Here is an 18,426-nt window from a genome sequence, read left to right on the forward strand (position 1 = left end):
GAGGGAAGCCTGATGAAACGTAGCCTGTCCGGCCTGCTGCTGGTAATGCTGGCCACCCTGCTCGGCGCCTGCGGCTTTCAGCTGCGCGGCACCGGCAGCAACGATTTTGCCCTGACCGAACTGGATCTCGCCGCACGCAACGCCTACGGCGATACGGTCAAGGATGTGCGGCGCATGCTGGAAAACAGCGGCGTGCGCGTGCACGGCGGCGCTCCGTACCAGCTGGTGCTGGTCAACGAGCGCGAGCAGCAGCGCACCGCCAGCTACACCAGTTCGGCGCGCAGCGCCGAGTACGCACTGAGCAGCAGCCTCGACTACGAGATCCGCAGCGGCGACCTGCGTCTGCTCGGCGACAAACTGGAAGTGCAGAAGGTCTACGTGCACGACTCCAACAACCTGATCGGCTCCGACCAGGAAGCCCAGCAACTGCGCACGGAAATCCGCCGCGAGCTGGTGCAGCAACTGGGCATGCGCCTGCAACAGCTGAGCCCGACCCGCCTGGCCGCGCTGCAGGAAACCGCCCAGGCCAAGGCCGACGCCGAGGCCCGCGCCGCCGAAGAAGCCGCGCGTCAGCCGGTTCCGGCCGTGCCGGCACGCTGATCGAGTACGGGGCCTGCGGGCCCCGTTTTCCCTGCCGATGAAACTCAATCCCGCACAACTGGCCAAGCACCTGCAGGGCCCGCTGGCTCCGCTGTACGTGGTCAGCGGCGACGACCCGCTGCTATGCCAGGAAGCCTGCGACGCCATCCGCGCCGCCTGCCGCGCCCGCGAGTTCAGCGAGCGCCAGGTCTTCCACGTCGACGCCAGTTTCGACTGGAACCTGCTGCGCGAGGCCGGCGCCAGCCTGTCGCTGTTCGCCGACAAGCGCCTGCTGGAGCTGCGCATCCCCGGCGGCAAGCCCGGCGACGACGGCACCCGCGCGCTGCTCGACTACCTGGCGCGCCCGGCCGAGGACACCGTGCTGCTGCTCAGCCTGCCGCGGCTCGACGGCAAGACGCAGAAGACCAAGTGGGCCAAGGCGCTGATCGACGGCGACAACTGCCAGTTCGTGCAGATCTGGCCTGTGGACGCCGCGCAGCTGCCGCAGTGGATCCGCCAGCGCCTGGCCCAGGCCGGGCTTTCCGCCAGCGCCGAGGCCGTCGACCTGCTGGTGGCGCGCATCGAGGGCAACCTGCTGGCCGCGGTGCAGGAAATCGAGAAGCTCAAGCTGCTGGTCGAGGGCAACCAGCTGGATGCGGCCACCGTGCAGGCCAGCGTCGCCGACAGCGCACGCTTCGACCTGTTCGGCCTGCTCGATGCGGCACTGGCCGGCGATGCCGCACACGCCCTGCGCATGCTCGAGGGCCTGCGCGGCGAAGGCGTGGAAGCGCCGGTGATCCTCTGGGGCCTGGCTCGCGAGCTGCGCCTGCTCGCCACCCTCGCCCAGCAGCACGCCCAGGGCCAGCCGCTGGAGCGCCTGATCGCCCAGGCCAAACCGCCGATCTTCGGCAAGCGCCAGGCCCTGGTCGGCCGCGCCGTGCAGCGCCATCCGGCAAGTCGCTGGAACCAGCTGCTGCGCGACGCCCAGTTGATCGACGCCCAGATCAAGGGCCAGGCGCCCGGCAATGTGTGGAATGCCCTGGCGCAACTGACCCTGCAGATCGCCGGCACGCGCCTCAATCTGCCCACCGAGTAGGCCTGCGCGCCTTTTGCACAACCCGCTGGACATTTTTCGTACAGCCGCCGATGATGCGCGCGCCTGCAGCCCGCAGGCTCCTCGCGAGGAACGGTCATGGCCAAGCAACGCAAATCCGGCCCGAACAAGGCCAAATCCCTGGTAGCGCAACCGCTGTTTCGCTGTCGCCAGGAAAAACCCGCCAAAGGCAAGGGCAGCTACCGCCGCGAAGCCTTCCGGTCCACCGACCGGGAGGCTTCTTCCTTTGCGGGCGCGGAAAAACTCGCCGCCTGAGCCGTCTCAGCGCCCCTCCCCGTCATTACCGCCCTCCTTGTCCTCCTCCTTCCACGGCGCCTGCAGGTAGCGGGTGCGGTTGAAGGTCTCCAGCCACTCCGGGTAGTAGACCACCAGCGCGGTGACCACGGTGCCGTTGATGAAGGCCTCGGGGAACATGATCAGCCACATGAAGCCGGCGAAGTCGTCGAGCCAGGGCGGCATCTGGTAGATGCCGTCGACCAGCAGCACGCCCAGACCGGCCAGCAGCACCAGCAAGGCGATCAGCGCGGCCGGGAAGAAACCACTGAAGAAGATGTAGACGAACAGGTTGCGCGGCTGCCGACGCTCGACCCAGCGCGCGCAGGCCTCGGTGACCAGCACCGGGATGAGGATCAGCAGCACCGCGTTCACCCCCAGCGCCGACCAGTCCTGGCGGCCGAGGACCGCCAGCCCCAGCTGCGCGGCGAAGGCCGACAGCACCGCCAGCGGCCAGTCGAGCAGCAGGGTTACCGCGGTCATGCCGATGAAGTGGAAGGACAGCCCGGAGGCGAAGTCGCGGCGCACCAGCCACAGCAGGAACAGCGCCAGCACGGTGCCGAACAGCAGGTGCTGGCGACGGAAGTCGCTGAACAGCTCGACCCAGGGCGCCTGCCAGAGGGCGGCGAGCAGCAGCGGCAGAAACAGCGCGGAGCCCAGCCACAGGCTGGTCTCGCTGAGCAGGGCCGCAGCGATCACGGCGCGGCCTGCTCCAGGGCGGCCCGCAGCGCTGCGGCATCGCCGAACACCCGGCGCTCCTGCAGCATGCCGCGCTCCAGCTGCAGCCAGAGCACACCCTCTTCAGGTGCGGCGTACTGCGGTACCACCTGCGCCTCGCGATCGAGCAGCACGCGGTAGCGGTAGTCGCGCATCGCCGGAATGGCAAACAGCTGGCCGATCAGGCCGGGCATGCCACTGATGTCGGCAACGAACAGCGCCTGGCGCGCTTCCAGATAACCCTCGGCCTGCCCCTCCAGCGCGGCATCCAGCAGCTTGGCGCCCTCCATGCTGCGCGCCACCAGCAGGATGCGCAGATCGTCGTCGAGCGTGTAGGGCTGCTCGAACTGGTCGCTCAGCGTCCAGGGCGCCAGGCGCTCGCCCGGCTCGACGGCCTGTACGCCTGCCGCCAGCAGGGCCAGGCCCAGCAATATCCAGCGTTTCATCGTATTTGCTCCACAGTGGAAAAGACCCGGATATCCCCGCGCTCGCTCCAGTCATCGCGAGCGCGCCAGAACGCCAGCGCCTCGGGGGCGGCGTCGAGGACGAAGACGTGACTCTTGGCGATACCCTGCACTGCCAGGCGCTGCAGCACCGCCGCGATCAGCGCACTGGCGATGCCGCGCCGCCGATAGCCGCAAGCCACCGCCAGATGCTGCAGGTAGCCGCGCCGGCCATCATGGCCGGCCAGCAGGCAGCCGACAATGCGGCCGTCCGTCTCGGCGACCAGGCTGAGGCCGGGGTTGCGCGCCAGATAGGCGCAGAACGGCGCACAGGCGTCCTCGTCGCGCAGCTGGATGCCCGGGGTCCCGGCCCAGAGCGCATGGAGGGCGGCATGGTCGGCAGGGGTGGCTTCGCGCAGGTGCATGGCTACTCCGAGGGTCGGCACGCATCAGTCTACACCGCCGGTACGCATCCCAGAGCGACCGGCACTGCCGAAGAGGAGAGGCGCCGACTACACTTGGGGCATGGACGAGCGCGACTTCCTGCACCATCTGGTGCGCCAGGCCGAGGCGGCCACCGACTTTCTCTCCAACGGCCGCAAGTGGGAACGCGAGCGCTGGGTCTGTCAGCGCCTGTTGCAGGCGCTGAACATCACCCATCGCCAGGAGGACTTCACCAGCCCGGCGCAGCAGCCGCCTGACGTGCTGTACCGCGACGCCAGCTTCGAGGTGTTCTTCGTCATCGACGAGGGCCGCCGCCTGAACGACGAGTGGCGCGAGGAGCTGGAGCGCCGCCGCGCCGCCCGCAGCCTTGCCCAGTTGCAGCGTCGCGAGCCGAAGCCGCGACGCATACCCTTGGCCGAAGTGCAGCAGCGCCTTGGCGCGACCCTGCGCAAGAAGGCGCACAACTACAACGAGCGCGGCATCGACCTCGGCGAGCTGGACCTGCTGGCCTACGTCAGTTTCAAGCGCGAGGTCCCCGACTTCAACAGCACCTTCCCGCCGCCCAGCGAGTACCTGCGCCAGGGCTGGCGCTCGCTGTCGATCGTCGGCCCCAACTATGCCCGCGTGCTGTTCGCCCATGCCGACGCGCCGGCCTTCCTGCGTGACAACCAGGCGCGAACCCTGCTGTTCGACGTGGAAATGGGCTTCTGAGCGCCTTGCGCCCCTGCGGCATTGAGCCGCAGGGGGAGCCGAGCATAGAATGGCCCACTCCTTATTCCGAGACTGCCATGTCCAGCCGTCTGAACCCCGAAGACCAGCGCCGGGTCGAGCACTACCTCAGCTCCCCGCAGCATCAGGTCAAGCGCCAGCCGTTCCGGCCGTGGCGGCTGATGCTCGCCCTGCTGGCCGTGGTCATCGGCCTGGGCCTGCTGAGCCGCCTGCTGAGTTCGCTGGTCACATGATCGCACCCGTACGCCGCCGCCAGTCTCCCCCGGTTTTTCCAAGCCTTGAGAGACATCCTCATGACCCACCACATCGTGATTGTCGGCGGCGGCGCCGGCGGGATCGAACTGGCCACCCGCCTGGGCCGCAACCTGGGCAAGCGTGGCCAGGCACGCATCACCCTGGTTGACGCCAACCTCACCCACATCTGGAAACCGCTGCTGCACGAGGTGGCCGCCGGCTCGCTGAACTCCTCGGAGGACGAGCTGAACTATGTCGCCCAGGCCAAGTGGAACCACTTCAAGTTCCAGCCCGGACGCATGTGCGGCCTCGATCGCGCGCGCAAGACCATCCAGCTGGAGGCCAAGCTCGACGCCGCCGGCGTCGAGTTGGTCCCCCCGCGCGAGATCGCCTACGACACCCTGGTGCTGGCCGTCGGCAGCAAGACCAACGACTTCGGCACCCAGGGCGCCGCCGAGCACTGCCTGTTCCTCGATTCGCGCGACCAGGCCGAGCGCTTCCACAACCTGCTGCTCGACCAGTACCTGTGCGCCCACGCCCATCCGCAGCAGGAGGGCGCCGGACAGATCAACGTGGCCATCGTCGGTGCCGGCGCCACCGGCGTCGAACTGGCCGCCGAACTGCACCATGCCGCACTGCTGCTGGCGGCCTACGGTCTCGACGGCATCCGCCCGGAAAATCTCAACCTGACCCTGATCGAGGCCGGCCCACGGGTGGTCCCCGCCCTGCCCGAGCGCATCAGCCGTCCGGTACACAGCACCCTGGAGAAGCTGGGCATCAAGGTCCTGGTCGGCTCGCCGGTCCAGGAGGTCACCGCCGAGGGCCTGCGCACCGCCGACGGCAACTTCATCCCGGCCAGCCTCAAGGTCTGGGCCGCCGGCATTCGCGCCCCCGACTTCCTGCGCGAGCTGGACGGCCTGGAAACCAACCGGATCAATCAACTGGTGGTACTGCCGACCCTGCAGTCGAGCCGCGACGAGCACATCTTCGTGCTCGGCGACTGCGCCGCCTGCCCGATGGGCGACGGCAAGAACGTGCCGCCGCGCGCGCAGGCCGCCCACCAGCAGGCCTCGCTGCTGGCCAAGTCGCTGGCGCGTCGCCTGGAGGGCAAGCCGCTGCTGGAATATCGCTACCGCGACTATGGTTCGCTGATCTCGCTGTCGAGCTTCAGTGCGGTGGGCAACCTGATGGGCAACCTGACCGGCGACGTGATGCTGGAGGGGCGTCTGGCACGCTGGTTCTACGTGTCGCTCTACCGCCTGCACCAGATGGCGCTGTACGGCACCTTCCGCACCCTGCTGCTGATGCTCAGCGACCGCCTCGGCCGCAGCACCGAGCCGCGCCTGAAGCTGCACTGACGGCAGAGTCCCGGCTTGGGTGGATGGCGCCGCTGGCGGCGTAACCACCCAAGCCGGCGCAGCGCCAGGAGAGCGACCGCGGCGCGAACACAAAACGCGGACAAACAAAAAAGCTGGAAGGCCTTGCGGCACTTCCAGCTTTTCAGTCCTTCCGAAGAAGGCAAGATGGTGGGTCGTGTGGGATTCGAACCTACGACCAATTGGTTAAAAGCCAACTGCTCTACCACTGAGCTAACGACCCAAAACTGGTCGGGGTAGGGGGATTCGAACTCCCGACATCCTGCTCCCAAAGCAGGCGCGCTACCGGACTGCGCTATACCCCGTCTGGAAGTTGGCTCCGCGACCTGGACTCGAACCAGGGACCCAATGATTAACAGTCATTTGCTCTACCGACTGAGCTATCGCGGAACGGTAATACTTCCAACCCCTCTACAGGTTTCGGCGTTGCCGATTTCCCGTATCAGTGGCGCGGCATTCTACGCACTTAAAATTGTCCGTCAACCCTGCGGCGAGGTTTTTTTTCAGTGCTTGGCATAACCCCCTCCACTTGCTATATGTGCACCACTTCCGAAAGTGCAGGGCGCTGGCCCGCCAGACCATCATGAGCCATACGCCACCGCCAGATCTCCCCACCCCCACCGCCCTCGCCGGCCGCAGCATCCAGCCACGCTTCGGCCAGCTTGAGCAGGCGTGCCGCCAGCAGGTGATGAACCACCTCGACCAGCACCTGACGCGCACCTTCGAACAGGTCGACGATGCCCTGTTCAGCCTGGCCGACAGGGCCGCCAACAATCACCAGCAGGTGCTGTTCTTCGACGGCATGCGCGAGGTCCGCAAACAGCGCACCGCCATCGTCCGCCATTTCCATCAGCAGCTTTCCAGCGACTTCGCCGCCTACCTCGCCGGCCGCAGTGCCGCGCGCGCGGCCCCCCCCCCCAGTGCACGCGACCAGCTGTCGCTGGTCGCCCACGAGGAGCACGAGGAAGACCTGCTGCTGGACAAACTGGTCAAGCGCTGCCACAGCCGCTGTGTGGCGCTGCTGCGCACGCTGGAGCAACGCCTGGCGCAGCTGAGTCCCGCGCCGGAGACGGCCCTGCAGCAGGAGCTGCCCTTCGGTCCACGCGCCATCGCCGCGGCCTTTCGCCAGGCACTGGCCGGCGAGCCGTTGCCATTGCCGCTGCCGATCCGCCGCATCCTCTATGAGCTGTTCGAGCAGCAGGTCATGGGCTCGCTCGACACCCTGTACGACGCACTCAACCAGCAGCTGATCGAGGCGGGCATCCTGCCCAAGCTCAGCGACACGCCGGCGCGTGCGCACAAGCCGGCAGCACCCGCCAACGCTCCGGGCAGCCCGCGTCCAGCCGTCGCGAGCCGCCAGCGCTCCGGCGGCAGTTGGCCGGAAGCGACCGGCAGCAGCAGCGAGCAGCTGTTCCATGGCGTCACCCGACTGCTCAGCCGGCGCCACACTGGCACTGGCACTGGCACTGACACTGGCACTGGCACTGGCACTGGCACTGGCACTGGCACTGGCACTGGCACTGGCACTGGCACTGGCACTGGCGACAGCGTGGGCGAGCACCACGCCCCGGTAAACCTCGGCGCTCCGCCCGCCGCGACCGGCACCTACAGCGCCACCGAGCTGATGGCCGCCCTGACCCGCCTGCAGCAGGTCAGCGCCCGCGAGATCACCCACCAGCTGCAACAACCGCAGGATGCCGGGCAGATCAAGGCGCGCCTGTACGCCGAACTGGAAGCCGCCTGCACCCTGCCCGAGCGGCCGCAGCTGAGCGACGAGGATGCGGACATCATCGATCTGGTGGGCATGCTGTTCGCCTTCATCCTCGACGACCCCGCCCTGCCCGATCGCTGCAAGACCGTACTCTCGCACCTGCACACGCCCTACCTGAAGCTCGCCCTGCGTGATCGCCGCCTGTTCACCCACGGCGACCACCCGGCGCGCCAACTGCTCGACAGCATGGCCAAGGCCGGCACCCGCTTCGTCGAGGACAGCGATGCCAGCGGCCTGCTGGCGAAGATGCAGGAAATCGTCGAGCGCATCATTCAGGACTTCAGCGAGGATCGCACGCGCTTCTCCCATCTGCTCGAGGACTTCGAGGCGCATCTGCGCCGCCTGCAGCGACGCATCGAGCTGCGGGAGCGGCGCACGCTGGACACCGCTCGCGGCCGCGACCGCCTGCATGTCGCCCGCCAGCGGGCCGCCGCACAGATCCGCCAGGTGCTGCGCGGCCGCGCGCTGCCGCGCCTGATGCAGGAGCTGCTGGAAAACGGCTGGCGCGACGTGCTGACCCTGATCCATCTGCGCGCGGGCGAGCAGAGCGAGGACTGGCAGAGCGCCTGCCAGGTCGCCGAACAACTGGCCTGGAGCTGCACACCGCTGAGCCGCAGCGAGCGCGAACGCATGCAGCGGGCGCGCCTGGCCCTGCTGGAACAGCTGCGCGAAGGGCTGCAGCAGCTGGGCAGCCTGCCCGAAGCCGACATCCGCGGCCTGCTGCAGGACGTAGTCGCCTGCCAGCACGCCGTACAGGCCCGGCAGCCCGAGCTGGTCGACGGCCTGCAGGCCAGACTGCCGAAGAACCTGCTGGGCGCCCAGCTGCAGCCCCCGCCGGAAGACGATCGGCCCGCCAGCGCGGTGCCGTCCGAGGCGCTGGAAGCCCAGCTGCAACGACTGCAGGCCCTGCCGTTCGGCAGCCTGTTCGGCTTCCACGAGGATGGCCAGGTTCGCCGCCTGCGCCTGTCCTGGGTCAGCCCGGCCACCCGCCACTACCTGTTCATCGACCCCAGCGGCGAGCACAACCGCACCTGGCCGGCCCCACGCCTGGCGCAGGCGCTGCACGATGGCAGCGTGCAACTGCTCGGCGAGCCGAGCGACACGCCGCTGATGGAACGCGCCCTGCAGGCGATCTACCGGGTCCTGCAGCGCCTGGAAGAAGACCAGCAAGCCGACGCCTGAGCCGTCTCCAGCCCCATCGACAAGAAAAAAGAAAGGCACGGCCCTCGCGGCGCCGTGCCCTTTGCTCATCCGGGTGGCCGGGGCTTCCCCGGCCACCTCGCCCCCCCTTCAGGCGAAGACGATCTGCTCGCCCTCGACCCGGGCATGGATGGTCGCCCCGGGGGCGAACTCGCCGGCGAGGATCTGTTGCGCCAGCGGGTTCTCGATCCAGCGCTGGATCGCGCGCTTGAGCGGCCGCGCGCCGTACACCGGGTCGTAGCCGACGGCGACCAGCTTCTCCAGCGCCTCGGGCGTCAGCTCCAGCGCCAGCTCGCGCTCGGCCAGCCGCTGGCGCAGGCGACCGAGCTGGATCTCGGCGATGCCGCCGATCTGCTCCTTGCCCAGCGGATCGAACACCACCACCTCGTCGATGCGGTTGATGAACTCCGGCCGGAAGTGGTGACTCACTGCATCCATCACCGCCGCACGCTGCGCCTCCGGGTCGCCGACCAGCTCCTGGATCTGCATCGAGCCGAGGTTGGAGGTCATCACCACCACGGTATTCTTGAAGTCCACGGTACGGCCCTGACTGTCGGTCAGACGGCCATCCTCGAGCACCTGCAGCAGCACGTTGAACACGTCCGGGTGGGCCTTCTCCACCTCGTCCATGAGGATCACCGAGTACGGCTTGCGGCGCACCGCCTCGGTCAGGTAGCCGCCCTCCTCGTAGCCGACGTAGCCGGGCGGCGCACCGATCAGGCGGGATACCGAGTGCTTCTCCATGAACTCGGACATGTCGATGCGCACCATGGCCTCCTCGGTATCGAAGAGGAACTCGGCCAGCGCCTTGCACAGCTCGGTCTTGCCCACCCCGGTCGGGCCGAGGAACAGGAACGAGCCGCTCGGCCGGTTCGGGTCGGCGAGGCCAGCGCGCGAGCGGCGCACCGCGTTGGACACCGCCACCACCGCCTCGTGCTGGCCGATCACCCGCTTGTGCAGTTCGGCCTCCATGCGCAGCAGCTTGTCGCGCTCGCCCTCCATCATCTTGGCCACCGGGATGCCGGTCCACTTGGACACCACCTCGGCGATCTCCTCGTCGGTGACGCGATTGCGCAGCAGCTGCTTCTCGCGCGGCTCGCGCTCATCCACCGTGGCCAGCTTGCGCTCCAGCTCGGGGATGGTGCCGTACTGCAGCTCGGCCATGCGCTGCAGATCGGCACGCCGGCGCGCCGCCTCCAGATCGGCCTTGGCCTGCTCCAGCTGCTGCTGGAGCTGCGCCGAGCCCTGCACCTCGGCCTTCTCCGACTTCCAGATCTCCTCGAGGTCGGCGTACTCGCGCTCGAGCTTGGCGATGTCCTCCTCCAGCTTGGCCAGGCGCTTTTTGGTCGCCTCGTCGGTCTCCTTCTTCAGCGCCTCGCGCTCGATCTTCAGCTGGATCAGCCGGCGATCCAGGCGGTCCAGCTCCTCGGGCTTGGAGTCGATCTCCATGCGGATGCGGCTGCCGGCCTCGTCGATCAGGTCGATGGCCTTGTCCGGCAGCTGGCGGTCGGTGATGTAGCGATGGGAGAGCTTGGCGGCGGCGATGATCGCGCCGTCGGTGATGGTCACCCCGTGGTGCACCTCGTAGCGCTCCTTGAGGCCGCGCAGGATGGCGATGGTGTCCTCCTCGCTCGGCTCGTCGACCAGCACCTTCTGGAAACGGCGCTCCAGCGCGGCATCCTTCTCCACGTACTGGCGGTACTCGTCGAGGGTGGTGGCGCCGACGCAGTGCAGCTCGCCGCGCGCCAGCGCCGGCTTGAGCATATTGCCGGCGTCCATCGAACCCTCGGCCTTGCCGGCGCCGACCATGGTGTGCAGCTCGTCGATGAACAGGATAACCCGGCCTTCCTGCTTGCCCAGCTCGTTGAGCACCGCCTTGAGGCGCTCCTCGAACTCGCCGCGGAACTTGGCGCCGGCGATCAGCGCGCCCATGTCCAGGGAGAGCAGGCGCTTGTCCTTGAGGCCGTCCGGCACCTCGCCGTTGACGATGCGCTGGGCCAGGCCTTCGACGATGGCGGTCTTGCCCACGCCCGGCTCGCCGATCAGCACCGGGTTGTTCTTGGTACGGCGCTGCAGGACCTGGATGGTGCGGCGGATCTCGTCGTCGCGACCGATCACCGGATCGAGCTTGCCCTCCTCGGCACGCTTGGTCATGTCGACGGTGTACTTGTCGAGCGCCTGGCGCGACTCCTCGGCGTTGGGGTCGTTGACCGCCTCGCCGCCGCGCAGGTTGCTGATGGCGTTCTCCAGCGCCTGCTTGCTCACCCCCTGGGCGAGCAGCAGCTTGCCCAGGCGGGTGCCGCTGTCCAGCGCGGCGAGCAGCACCAGCTCGCTGGAGATGTACTGGTCACCCTTCTGCTGGGCCAGGCGGTCGGCCTGGTTGAGCAGGCGCGCCAGGTCCTGCGACATGTTCACGTCGCCGGTGGGATTCTGGATCTTCGGCAGGTCGTCGAGCGCCTTGCTCAGCGCCTGGCGCAGGGCGGCAATGTCGAAGCCGACCTGCAGCAGCAGCGGCTTGATCGAGCCGCCCTGCTGCTCGAGCAGGGCCAGCAGCAGGTGCAGCGGTTCGATGGCGGAGTGATCGCGGCCCACGGCCAGGGACTGGGCGTCGGAAAGCGCCAGTTGCAGCTTGCTGGTCAAACGGTCGATACGCATGGTTTCGTCCTTCGTAAGCAACGGCGGACCGGGCAACAGGCACCCGACAGCACAGCGAGTCCGCCAGGGGATTCGGTTGCAGGATAGATGAGGACGATTGGCGGCGATTCAAGGGGCGGGAACTTGACCGGAGTCAAGCGGGACGCAGGGCGTCCGCGGATGCGTTCCCACGCAGGAGCGTGGGAACGATCGGCACACCACAAAGCGCCCTCAGTGCGAGGATGGCTCCAGCCAGATCAGGCTGGCCAGGCGCCCGGTACGCGGTTCGCGGCGGTAGGAGTAGAAGCGTTCGGCATCGCTGAAGGTGCACAGCCCGCCGCCGTACACCGCGGTGACGCCGATGGCCGCCAGGCGGATGCGCGCCAGCCGGTAGAGGTCGGCCATGAAGCGCTCGGGATTGACGCTGGGCACGAAGGCCTCGGCCGCCTCGGCATGCTGCGCGACGAAGGCCTCGCGCACCTCGGCGCCGACCTCGAAGGCCCGCGGGCCAATGGCCGGACCCAGCCAGACCAGCACCTCGGACTGCGGACAGCCCAGCGCGGCAACGCTGGCCTCCAGCACCCCGGCGGCCAGGCCGCGCCAGCCGGCATGCGCCGCCGCCACGCGGCTGCCGGCGCGGTCGCAGAACAGCACCGGCAGGCAGTCGGCGGTCATGATGGTGCAGGCGACGCCCGGGGTGGCGCTCCAGCTGGCGTCGGCCTCGGCGACCCGCGCCGGGTCGGCCTCGACCACCGCCACGCCGTGCACCTGACTGAGCCAGGCCGGCCGGCAGCCGAGCAGCGCCTGCAGGCGCCGGCGATTTTCGGCGACGGCGGCGGGATCGTCACCGACGTGATCGCCAAGATTGCAGCTGTCGAACGGCGCCTGGCTGACGCCGCCGGCGCGGCTGGTCACGCAGGCGCGCACCTTGGCCGGCGCCGGCCAGTCGGGCACCAGCAGATCCGACCAGGCGAGACTCATCCGATAAACGCCTCGCGGTCGCCGCGCAGCAGATTGAGCAGCTCGACCAGGTCGTCCGGCAGCGGCGACTCCCAGCCCATGCGCTCGCCGCTCACCGGGTGATCCAACTCGAGGAAGCGCGCATGCAGCGCCTGGCGCGGATACTCGCGCAGGGCCTGGACCAGCACCGGGTTGGTGGCTGGCGGAATGCGGAAGCGCCCGCCGTAGATCGGGTCACCGACCAGCGGGAAATTGACGTGGGCCATGTGCACGCGAATCTGGTGGGTGCGCCCGGTCTCCAGCTTGACCCGCACATGGGTATGCGCGCGGAAGCGCTCGAGCACGCGGTAGTGGCTGACCGCCGGCTTGCCGGTACTGGTCACCGCCATCTTCTGGCGCTGCTGCGAGTGGCGACCGATGGGCGCATCGACCTTGCCGCCGGCAGTGACCACGCCTTGCACGATGGCCTCGTAGACGCGGCTGACGCTGCGCGCCTGCAGCTGGGTGACCAGCTTGGTGTGCGCCTCGAGGGTCTTGGCCACCACCATCAGGCCGGTGGTGTCCTTGTCCAGACGGTGGACGATGCCGCCGCGCGGCACGCTGGCCAGCTCGGGCCAGTGATGCAGCAGGGCGTTGAGCAGGGTGCCGTCGGCGTGCCCGGCGGCCGGATGCACCACCAGCCCGGCGGGCTTGTCCAGTACCAGCAGGTGGTCGTCCTCGTAGACGATGTTCAGGGCGATATCCTGCGCCCGGTACTCGACCTGCGCGTCGCGCTCGGCCTCCAGCTGCAGCACAGCACCGCCGTGGACGACGTCGCGCGGGCGCAGCACGGCGCCGTCCACGGTCAGCCGGCCATCCTTGATCCAGCCGGCCAGGCGCGAGCGCGAATGATCGGGAAAGACCTGGGCGGCGATCTGGTCAAGACGTTGCCCGCCCAGCTCGGACGGCACCTCGGCACGCAATTGAATGATTTCGGACATGGCGGACATCGGGGAGGGCCGTGCGGCTTTGGTTTCAGCCACAGGCTTGTGGTTAAATACGACGAATTTCCCCCAGAGGATTCTGGGGTGCCAATCATATCAGGCCGGCCCCCGTCACGCACCCGGCCCCAGGGAACCCAAGCGCCATGCAAGTGAAACACCTGCTGCTGATCGCCACCCTCGCCCTCACCGCCGCCTGCTCATCGAAGCAGGTGATCGACGAAAACCTCAACGAGGCCGAACTGTACCAGCAGGCGCAGGAGCACCTGGACAACGACAGCTATACCAGTGCCACGGACACCTTCAAGGCCCTGGAGTCGCGCTACCCGTTCGGCCGCTACGCCGAGCAGGCCCAGCTCGAGCTGATCTACGCGCACTACAAGAACCAGGAACCGGAAGCCGCCAAGGCTGCCGCCGAGCGCTTCATCCGCCTGCACCCGCAGCATCCCAACGTCGACTACGCCTGGTACCTCAAGGGCCTGTCCTCCTTCGACCAGGACCGCGGCCTGCTGGCGCGCTTCCTGCCGCTGGACATGACCAAGCGCGACCCCGGCGCCGCGCGCGACTCGTTCAACGAGTTCGCCCAGCTGGTCGCCCGCTACCCGAACAGCCGCTACGCCCCGGATGCCAAGGCGCGCATGATCTACCTGCGCAACCTGCTGGCCGCCTATGAAATGCACGTGGCGCACTACTACCTCAAGCGCCAGGCCTATGTCGCCGCCGCCAACCGCGGCCGCTACGTGGTGGAGAACTTCCAGGAGACCCCGGCGGTCGGCGACGGCCTGGCGGTGATGACCGAAGCCTACCAGCGCCTCGGCCTCGACGATCTCGCCGCCACCAGCCTGGCCACCCTCGAACTCAACTACCCGGAGCACCCAACCCTGGAGAGCGGCGCGTTCGTGCCCAGCGAGAAGGAAGCCGACACCCGCTCCTGGCTGAGCAAGGCCACCCTCGGCCTGATCGAGAGCGAAGCGCCGCTGCCGCCGGGACAGACCCGCGCCAGCCAGGACGTGCAGCGTCAGTACGAGGAAGCCCTGGAAGCCATTCCCGAGGAGCTGCAGCCGGAGAACGCCAGCGACCACGCCCCGGTCGCCGAAGACGACGATGCGCCGCGCAAGCGCTCCTGGTGGAGCCGCCTGAGCTTCGGCCTGTTCGACTGAGCCGCAACGCCGGAATACAAAAGGGAGGCCACTGGCCTCCCTTTTTGCTTTTACGCGCCGCCCCGCCGAGCGCGTCGGGTCAGGCCGCAGGCCATAACCCGACACCCGGCCGCCAGGCCGGCAAGGCGGGACTCCTGTCGGCATCCTTGTCGGGTTACTCCGCCTCGCGGCTAACCCGACCTACTCGCCCAGCCGCCAGCCCGAGGTGATCGGGTAACGGCGGTCGCGGCCGAAGCCGCGCTGGGTGATGCGCGGGCCGATGGCCGCCTGGCGGCGCTTGTACTCGTTGAGATCGACCAGACGCAGGATCCGGCGCACGGTATCGGCGGCGAAGCCGCGGGCGATGATGGCATCGGCCGACTGGTCCTCCTCGACGTACAGGCGCAGGATCTCGTCGAGTACCGGATAGGGCGCCAGCGAGTCCTCGTCCTTCTGGTCGGGCGCCAGCTCGGCCGACGGCGGCCGGTCGATGACCCGCTGCGGAATCACCTCGCCGTTCAGGCGGTTGCGATACTCGCAGAGGCGGAACACCAGGGTCTTGGGCACGTCCTTGAGCACGTCGAAGCCACCGGCCATGTCGCCGTACAGCGTGCAATAGCCGACCGCCACCTCGCTCTTGTTGCCGGTGGTCAACACCAGGTAGCCCTTCTTGTTGGAGATCGCCATCAGCAGGGTGCCGCGGCAGCGCGCCTGCAGATTCTCCTCGGTGGTGTCGCGCGCCAGACCGGCGAACACCGGCGCCAGGGTGCCCATGAACGCCTCGACCATCGGCGCAATCGGCAGCACGCTGTAGGCCACCCCCAGGGTGCGCGCCTCGGCCTCGGCATCCTCGAGGCTGATCTGCGCGGTGTAGCGGTAGGGCATCATCACCGCCTCCACCTTATCGGCGCCGAGGGCGTCCACCGCCACCGCCAGGGTCAGCGCCGAGTCGACGCCGCCGGACAGGCCGAGCACCACGCCCTTGAAGCCGTTCTTCTGCACGTAGTCACGCACGCCGAGCACCAGCGCGCCGTACACGCTGGCCTCCTCGCCGGCCAGCGCCACGCAGGCGCCGGGCTGCGGCTGCACCAGTTCCTCGTCGATCTGCAGTTCGGCGAGGAACAGGCCTTCCTCGTAGGCCGGGGCGCGCTGCAGCACATGGCCGCTGGCTGCCACCACGCAGGAGCCGCCATCGAACACCAGCTCGTCCTGGCCACCGACTTGGTTGACGTAGACGATCGGCATGCCGCCCTCGCGCGCCCGCGTCGCCAGGGTCGCCTCGCGCACCACCTGCTTGCCGAGGTGGAACGGCGAGGCATTGAGGTTGAGCATCAGCCGCGCGCCGGCGTCACGCGCCGCGGCCATCGGCTCGGCATGCCAGATGTCCTCGCAGATGGTCAGCGCCACCGGCACGCCGGCGATCTCCACCACGCACGGCTGGTCGCCGGCGTCGAAATAGCGCTTCTCGTCGAACACCTGGTAGTTGGGCAGCTTCTGCTTGTAGTAGCGGGCCACCAGCTGGCCATCATCGAGCAGCGCGCAGGCGTTGTAGCGCCGCGCGCCCTCCACCCAGGGGAAGCCGAGCAGCACGCGGATGCCGCGCACCTCGCGGGCCAGACGCTCCAGCGCGGCTTCGATGCGCAGCTGCATGCTGCCTCTGAGCAGCAGGTCTTCCGGCGGATAGCCGCACAGCGACAGCTCGGGAAACACGATCACATCGGCCTGCCACTGTTCGCGGGCGCGCCCGGCCGCCTCGATGATGCGCTCGACGTTGCCGTGAATGTCGCCGACGCGCAGGTTGAGCTGGGCCATCGCGACCCGCAGGACTTGACTCATGCTGCTCTCCAAATGAAGGGGGCAGACGCCGCGGACTGCAAGAGTCCCGCCGCGCCTGCGGCAAGGGCTGCATTGTCCCGCAACGGCCGCAGCCGACACAACGCACAGTCGCGGCCGGCGGCGCTGGGCTCGCGCCGCCGGCGACGCTACACTGGCGCCCGATTCCGCTTGCCCACGAGAGCATTATGGCTCGCCTACTGATCCTGCTTGCCCTGTTCGCCCTGGCCTGGTGGCTGTGGCGCAGCTTCACCCGCGCGAAGAAGGCCCGCCCGCCCGCCGCGCCCAAGGCCCAGCCGATGGTGCGCTGCGCCCACTGCGGGGTACACGTGCCGCAAGCCGAAGCCCTCGCCCACGACAACCGCTGGTATTGCAGCCGTGCCCACCTCGAACAGGACAACCCCCCTGGACCGCGCTGACTTCTGGTCGCCGAGCACCGAGCAGGGGCAGCGCATCCTGCGCCTGTACCACCTCTATCGTCTCAGTGTCGGCCTGGCCCTGGTGCTGCTGGTCACCAGCAACATGCACCGCGAACTGCTGGACATGGCCGATCCCCAGCTGTTCCGTATCGGCAGCTGGGCCTACCTGGCGACCAACGTGGTGCTCGGCGTGCTGCTGCAGCAGACCAATCGCCCCCTGCAACTGTTCGGCCTGGCGCTGTTCGACGTCAGCCTGCTCAGCGCTCTGTTCTACGCCGCCGGCGGCATCCCCAGCGGCCTGGCGCCGCTGCTGGTGATCTCGGTGGCGATCGCCAACAGCATCCTGCGCGGGCGCCTCGGCCTGCTGATCGCCGCACTGGCCAGCAGCGGCCTGATCTACCTGACCTTCTATCTCAGCCTCAGCCGCTCGGCGGCCACCGCCCAGTACGTGCAGGCCGGCGCCCTCGGCACCCTGTGCTTTGCCGCCGCGCTGATCATCCAGGCCCTCGGCCGGCGCCTGCAGCAGAGCGAAACCCTGGCCCGCAGGCATGCCGCCGACGTCGCCGACCTGCAGGCCCTCAACGCGCTGATCCTGCAGCGCATGCGCACCGGCATCCTGGTCCTCGACCCGCAGCTGCGGGTGCTGCTGGCCAACCCCAGCAGCCAGACCCTGCTCGGCCAGAGCCAGCTGGCCACCCAGCGCCTCGACGCACACTGCCCCGCCCTGCTCGAGCGCCTGCAGCAATGGCAGGAAAATCCGGCCCTGCGCCCGCAGAGCCTGCAGGCCTTCGCCGAAGGCCCGGTGCTGCAGCCCAGCTTCGTGCCGCTGCGCCGCAAGGGCGAGCGCGACATCCTGGTGTTCCTCGAGGACGTCTCGCAGATCGCCCAGCAGGCGCAGCAGCTCAAGCTGGCCTCGCTCGGCCGCCTGACCGCCGGCATCGCCCACGAAATCCGCAACCCGCTCGGCGCCATCAGTCACGCCGCCCAACTGCTGCAGGAAGCCGAGGACCTCAGCGCGCCGGACCGCCGCCTGACCCAGATCATCCTCGACCACTCGCGGCGGATGAACCTGGTGGTGGAGAACGTCCTGCAACTGTCGCGCCGCCGCCAGGCCGAACCGCAGCTGCTCGACCTGCGCTACTGGCTGCACCGCTTCGCCGGCGAACTGCGCGAAACCCAGCGCGGCGACTCCGCGGTCAACCTGCAATGCGTGTCCGGCTCGATCCAGACCCGCATGGACCCGCAGCAGCTGACCCAGATCCTCACCAACCTGGTACAGAACGGCCTGCGCCACAGCGCTCGCAAGCACGGCAAGGGCCAGGTCTGGCTGCACCTGTTTCGCGACAGCGCCACGCAGCTGCCGGTGCTGGAGATCAGCGACGACGGCGACGGCATTCCCGCCGACCAGCTGGGCAACCTGTTCGAGCCGTTCTTCACCACCGAAAACAAGGGCACGGGCCTTGGCCTGTACATCTCCCGCGAGCTGTGCGAAAGCAACCGCGCCCGCCTCGACCACGTTCCCCGTGAAGGCGGCGCCTGTTTCCGCATCACCTTCGCCCACCCGAAAACCGCGAGCTGAGC

17 protein-coding genes and 3 tRNA genes are annotated in these 18,426 nt (G+C 68.6%); 10 read left to right on the forward strand and 10 right to left on the reverse strand.

The features are described from left to right. Nucleotides 1-12: 12 nt before the first annotated feature. The 3 genes from BM297_RS01930 to arfA all read left to right on the forward strand — a co-directional run bounded on the left by BM297_RS01930 (nucleotide 13) and on the right by arfA (nucleotide 1,948). Nucleotides 13-600, forward strand: coding sequence for an LPS-assembly lipoprotein LptE (locus BM297_RS01930; RefSeq protein ID WP_092427744.1), 588 nt, complete (start codon nucleotides 13-15; stop codon nucleotides 598-600). A 37-nt stretch (nucleotides 601-637) separates the two neighbouring features. Beyond that, entirely contained in the window at nucleotides 638-1,675 is a 1,038-nt protein-coding gene (gene holA, locus BM297_RS01935) for a DNA polymerase III subunit delta (protein ID WP_092427746.1), read from the forward strand. Nucleotides 1,676-1,771: 96 nt separating this feature from the next. After that, nucleotides 1,772-1,948 (forward strand): alternative ribosome rescue factor ArfA, encoded by a 177-nt coding sequence (gene arfA, locus BM297_RS01940; protein ID WP_092427748.1) that lies wholly within the window; start codon nucleotides 1,772-1,774, stop codon nucleotides 1,946-1,948. A 6-nt stretch (nucleotides 1,949-1,954) separates the two neighbouring features. Here arfA and BM297_RS01945 read toward each other — a convergent pair whose 3' ends face one another. From BM297_RS01945 to BM297_RS01955, 3 genes are read right to left on the reverse strand one after another with little or no spacing between them, the layout of a single operon-like run. Further along, complete coding sequence (locus BM297_RS01945) at nucleotides 1,955-2,665, reverse strand: energy-coupling factor ABC transporter permease (protein ID WP_092427750.1); 711 nt, start codon at nucleotides 2,663-2,665, stop codon at nucleotides 1,955-1,957. Next, nucleotides 2,662-3,129 carry an FAD/FMN-containing dehydrogenase gene (locus tag BM297_RS01950; RefSeq protein WP_092427752.1) on the reverse strand — a complete coding sequence of 156 codons (468 nt, stop codon included), beginning with the start codon at nucleotides 3,127-3,129 and terminating at the stop codon, nucleotides 2,662-2,664. The genes BM297_RS01945 and BM297_RS01950 overlap by 4 nt, the downstream gene beginning before the upstream one ends. Beyond that, nucleotides 3,126-3,551, reverse strand: a complete 426-nt coding sequence (locus BM297_RS01955) for a GNAT family N-acetyltransferase (RefSeq protein ID WP_092427754.1) — start codon at nucleotides 3,549-3,551, stop codon at nucleotides 3,126-3,128. The genes BM297_RS01950 and BM297_RS01955 overlap by 4 nt, the downstream gene beginning before the upstream one ends. Nucleotides 3,552-3,651: 100 nt before the next feature. On the opposite strand from BM297_RS01955, the gene BM297_RS01960 reads away from it, so the two are divergent. The 3 genes from BM297_RS01960 to BM297_RS01970 all read left to right on the forward strand — a co-directional run bounded on the left by BM297_RS01960 (nucleotide 3,652) and on the right by BM297_RS01970 (nucleotide 5,891). After that, on the forward strand, nucleotides 3,652-4,281 hold the full coding sequence (locus BM297_RS01960; RefSeq protein ID WP_092427756.1) for a DUF1780 domain-containing protein: 630 nt from the start codon (nucleotides 3,652-3,654) through the stop codon (nucleotides 4,279-4,281). Between the two features lie 77 nt (nucleotides 4,282-4,358). After that, a complete protein-coding gene (locus BM297_RS01965) occupies nucleotides 4,359-4,532 on the forward strand; it encodes a DUF3094 family protein (protein WP_090305185.1) in 174 nt (57 codons plus the stop codon). Between the two features lie 60 nt (nucleotides 4,533-4,592). After that, the gene (locus BM297_RS01970) at nucleotides 4,593-5,891 is read left to right on the forward strand and encodes an NAD(P)/FAD-dependent oxidoreductase (RefSeq protein ID WP_092427758.1); all 1,299 of its coding nucleotides are present in this window, start codon (nucleotides 4,593-4,595) and stop codon (nucleotides 5,889-5,891) included. A 166-nt stretch (nucleotides 5,892-6,057) separates the two neighbouring features. Here BM297_RS01970 and BM297_RS01975 read toward each other — a convergent pair. The 3 genes from BM297_RS01975 to BM297_RS01985 all read right to left on the reverse strand — a co-directional run bounded on the left by BM297_RS01975 (nucleotide 6,058) and on the right by BM297_RS01985 (nucleotide 6,299). After that, nucleotides 6,058-6,132: transfer RNA gene (locus tag BM297_RS01975), tRNA-Lys, on the reverse strand. Between the two features lie 5 nt (nucleotides 6,133-6,137). Then, a tRNA-Pro gene (locus BM297_RS01980) sits at nucleotides 6,138-6,214 on the reverse strand. Nucleotides 6,215-6,223: 9 nt separating this feature from the next. Next, nucleotides 6,224-6,299, reverse strand: a tRNA-Asn gene (locus tag BM297_RS01985). Between the two features lie 193 nt (nucleotides 6,300-6,492). Between BM297_RS01985 and BM297_RS01990 the strand changes: the two genes are divergently transcribed. Next, nucleotides 6,493-8,862 carry a DUF1631 domain-containing protein gene (locus BM297_RS01990; protein ID WP_092427760.1) on the forward strand — a complete coding sequence of 790 codons (2,370 nt, stop codon included), beginning with the start codon at nucleotides 6,493-6,495 and terminating at the stop codon, nucleotides 8,860-8,862. A 108-nt stretch (nucleotides 8,863-8,970) separates the two neighbouring features. Here BM297_RS01990 and clpB read toward each other — a convergent pair whose 3' ends face one another. The 3 genes from clpB to rluD all read right to left on the reverse strand — a co-directional run bounded on the left by clpB (nucleotide 8,971) and on the right by rluD (nucleotide 13,454). Further along, entirely contained in the window at nucleotides 8,971-11,535 is a 2,565-nt protein-coding gene (clpB, locus tag BM297_RS01995) for an ATP-dependent chaperone ClpB (protein WP_092427762.1), read from the reverse strand. 210 nt (nucleotides 11,536-11,745) lie between these two features. Next, on the reverse strand, nucleotides 11,746-12,495 hold the full coding sequence (gene pgeF, locus BM297_RS02000) for a peptidoglycan editing factor PgeF (protein ID WP_092427764.1): 750 nt from the start codon (nucleotides 12,493-12,495) through the stop codon (nucleotides 11,746-11,748). Next, nucleotides 12,492-13,454 (reverse strand): 23S rRNA pseudouridine(1911/1915/1917) synthase RluD, encoded by a 963-nt coding sequence (gene rluD / locus BM297_RS02005; protein ID WP_092427913.1) that lies wholly within the window; start codon nucleotides 13,452-13,454, stop codon nucleotides 12,492-12,494. The genes pgeF and rluD overlap by 4 nt, the downstream gene beginning before the upstream one ends. A 146-nt stretch (nucleotides 13,455-13,600) precedes the next feature. On the opposite strand from rluD, the gene BM297_RS02010 reads away from it, so the two are divergent. Then, nucleotides 13,601-14,614: an outer membrane protein assembly factor BamD gene (locus BM297_RS02010; protein WP_092427766.1), complete on the forward strand. Its 1,014-nt coding sequence runs from the start codon at nucleotides 13,601-13,603 to the stop codon at nucleotides 14,612-14,614. Between the two features lie 180 nt (nucleotides 14,615-14,794). On the opposite strand, the gene BM297_RS02015 is transcribed toward BM297_RS02010, so the two are convergent. Next, nucleotides 14,795-16,429: an NAD+ synthase gene (locus BM297_RS02015; RefSeq protein ID WP_092427768.1), complete on the reverse strand. Its 1,635-nt coding sequence runs from the start codon at nucleotides 16,427-16,429 to the stop codon at nucleotides 14,795-14,797. A gap of 185 nt (nucleotides 16,430-16,614) precedes the next feature. On the opposite strand from BM297_RS02015, the gene BM297_RS02020 reads away from it, so the two are divergent. Together BM297_RS02020 and BM297_RS02025 are read left to right on the forward strand one after the other, a co-directional pair. After that, nucleotides 16,615-16,845, forward strand: coding sequence for a PP0621 family protein (locus tag BM297_RS02020; protein ID WP_092427770.1), 231 nt, complete (start codon nucleotides 16,615-16,617; stop codon nucleotides 16,843-16,845). Next, nucleotides 16,832-18,424, forward strand: a complete 1,593-nt coding sequence (locus BM297_RS02025) for a sensor histidine kinase (protein WP_245768183.1) — start codon at nucleotides 16,832-16,834, stop codon at nucleotides 18,422-18,424. Before BM297_RS02020 ends, BM297_RS02025 begins: the two co-directional genes overlap by 14 nt. Nucleotides 18,425-18,426 lie beyond the last annotated feature (2 nt).

Source organism: Geopseudomonas sagittaria (genome assembly GCF_900115715.1).
Lineage (GTDB): Bacteria > Pseudomonadota > Gammaproteobacteria > Pseudomonadales > Pseudomonadaceae > Geopseudomonas > Geopseudomonas sagittaria.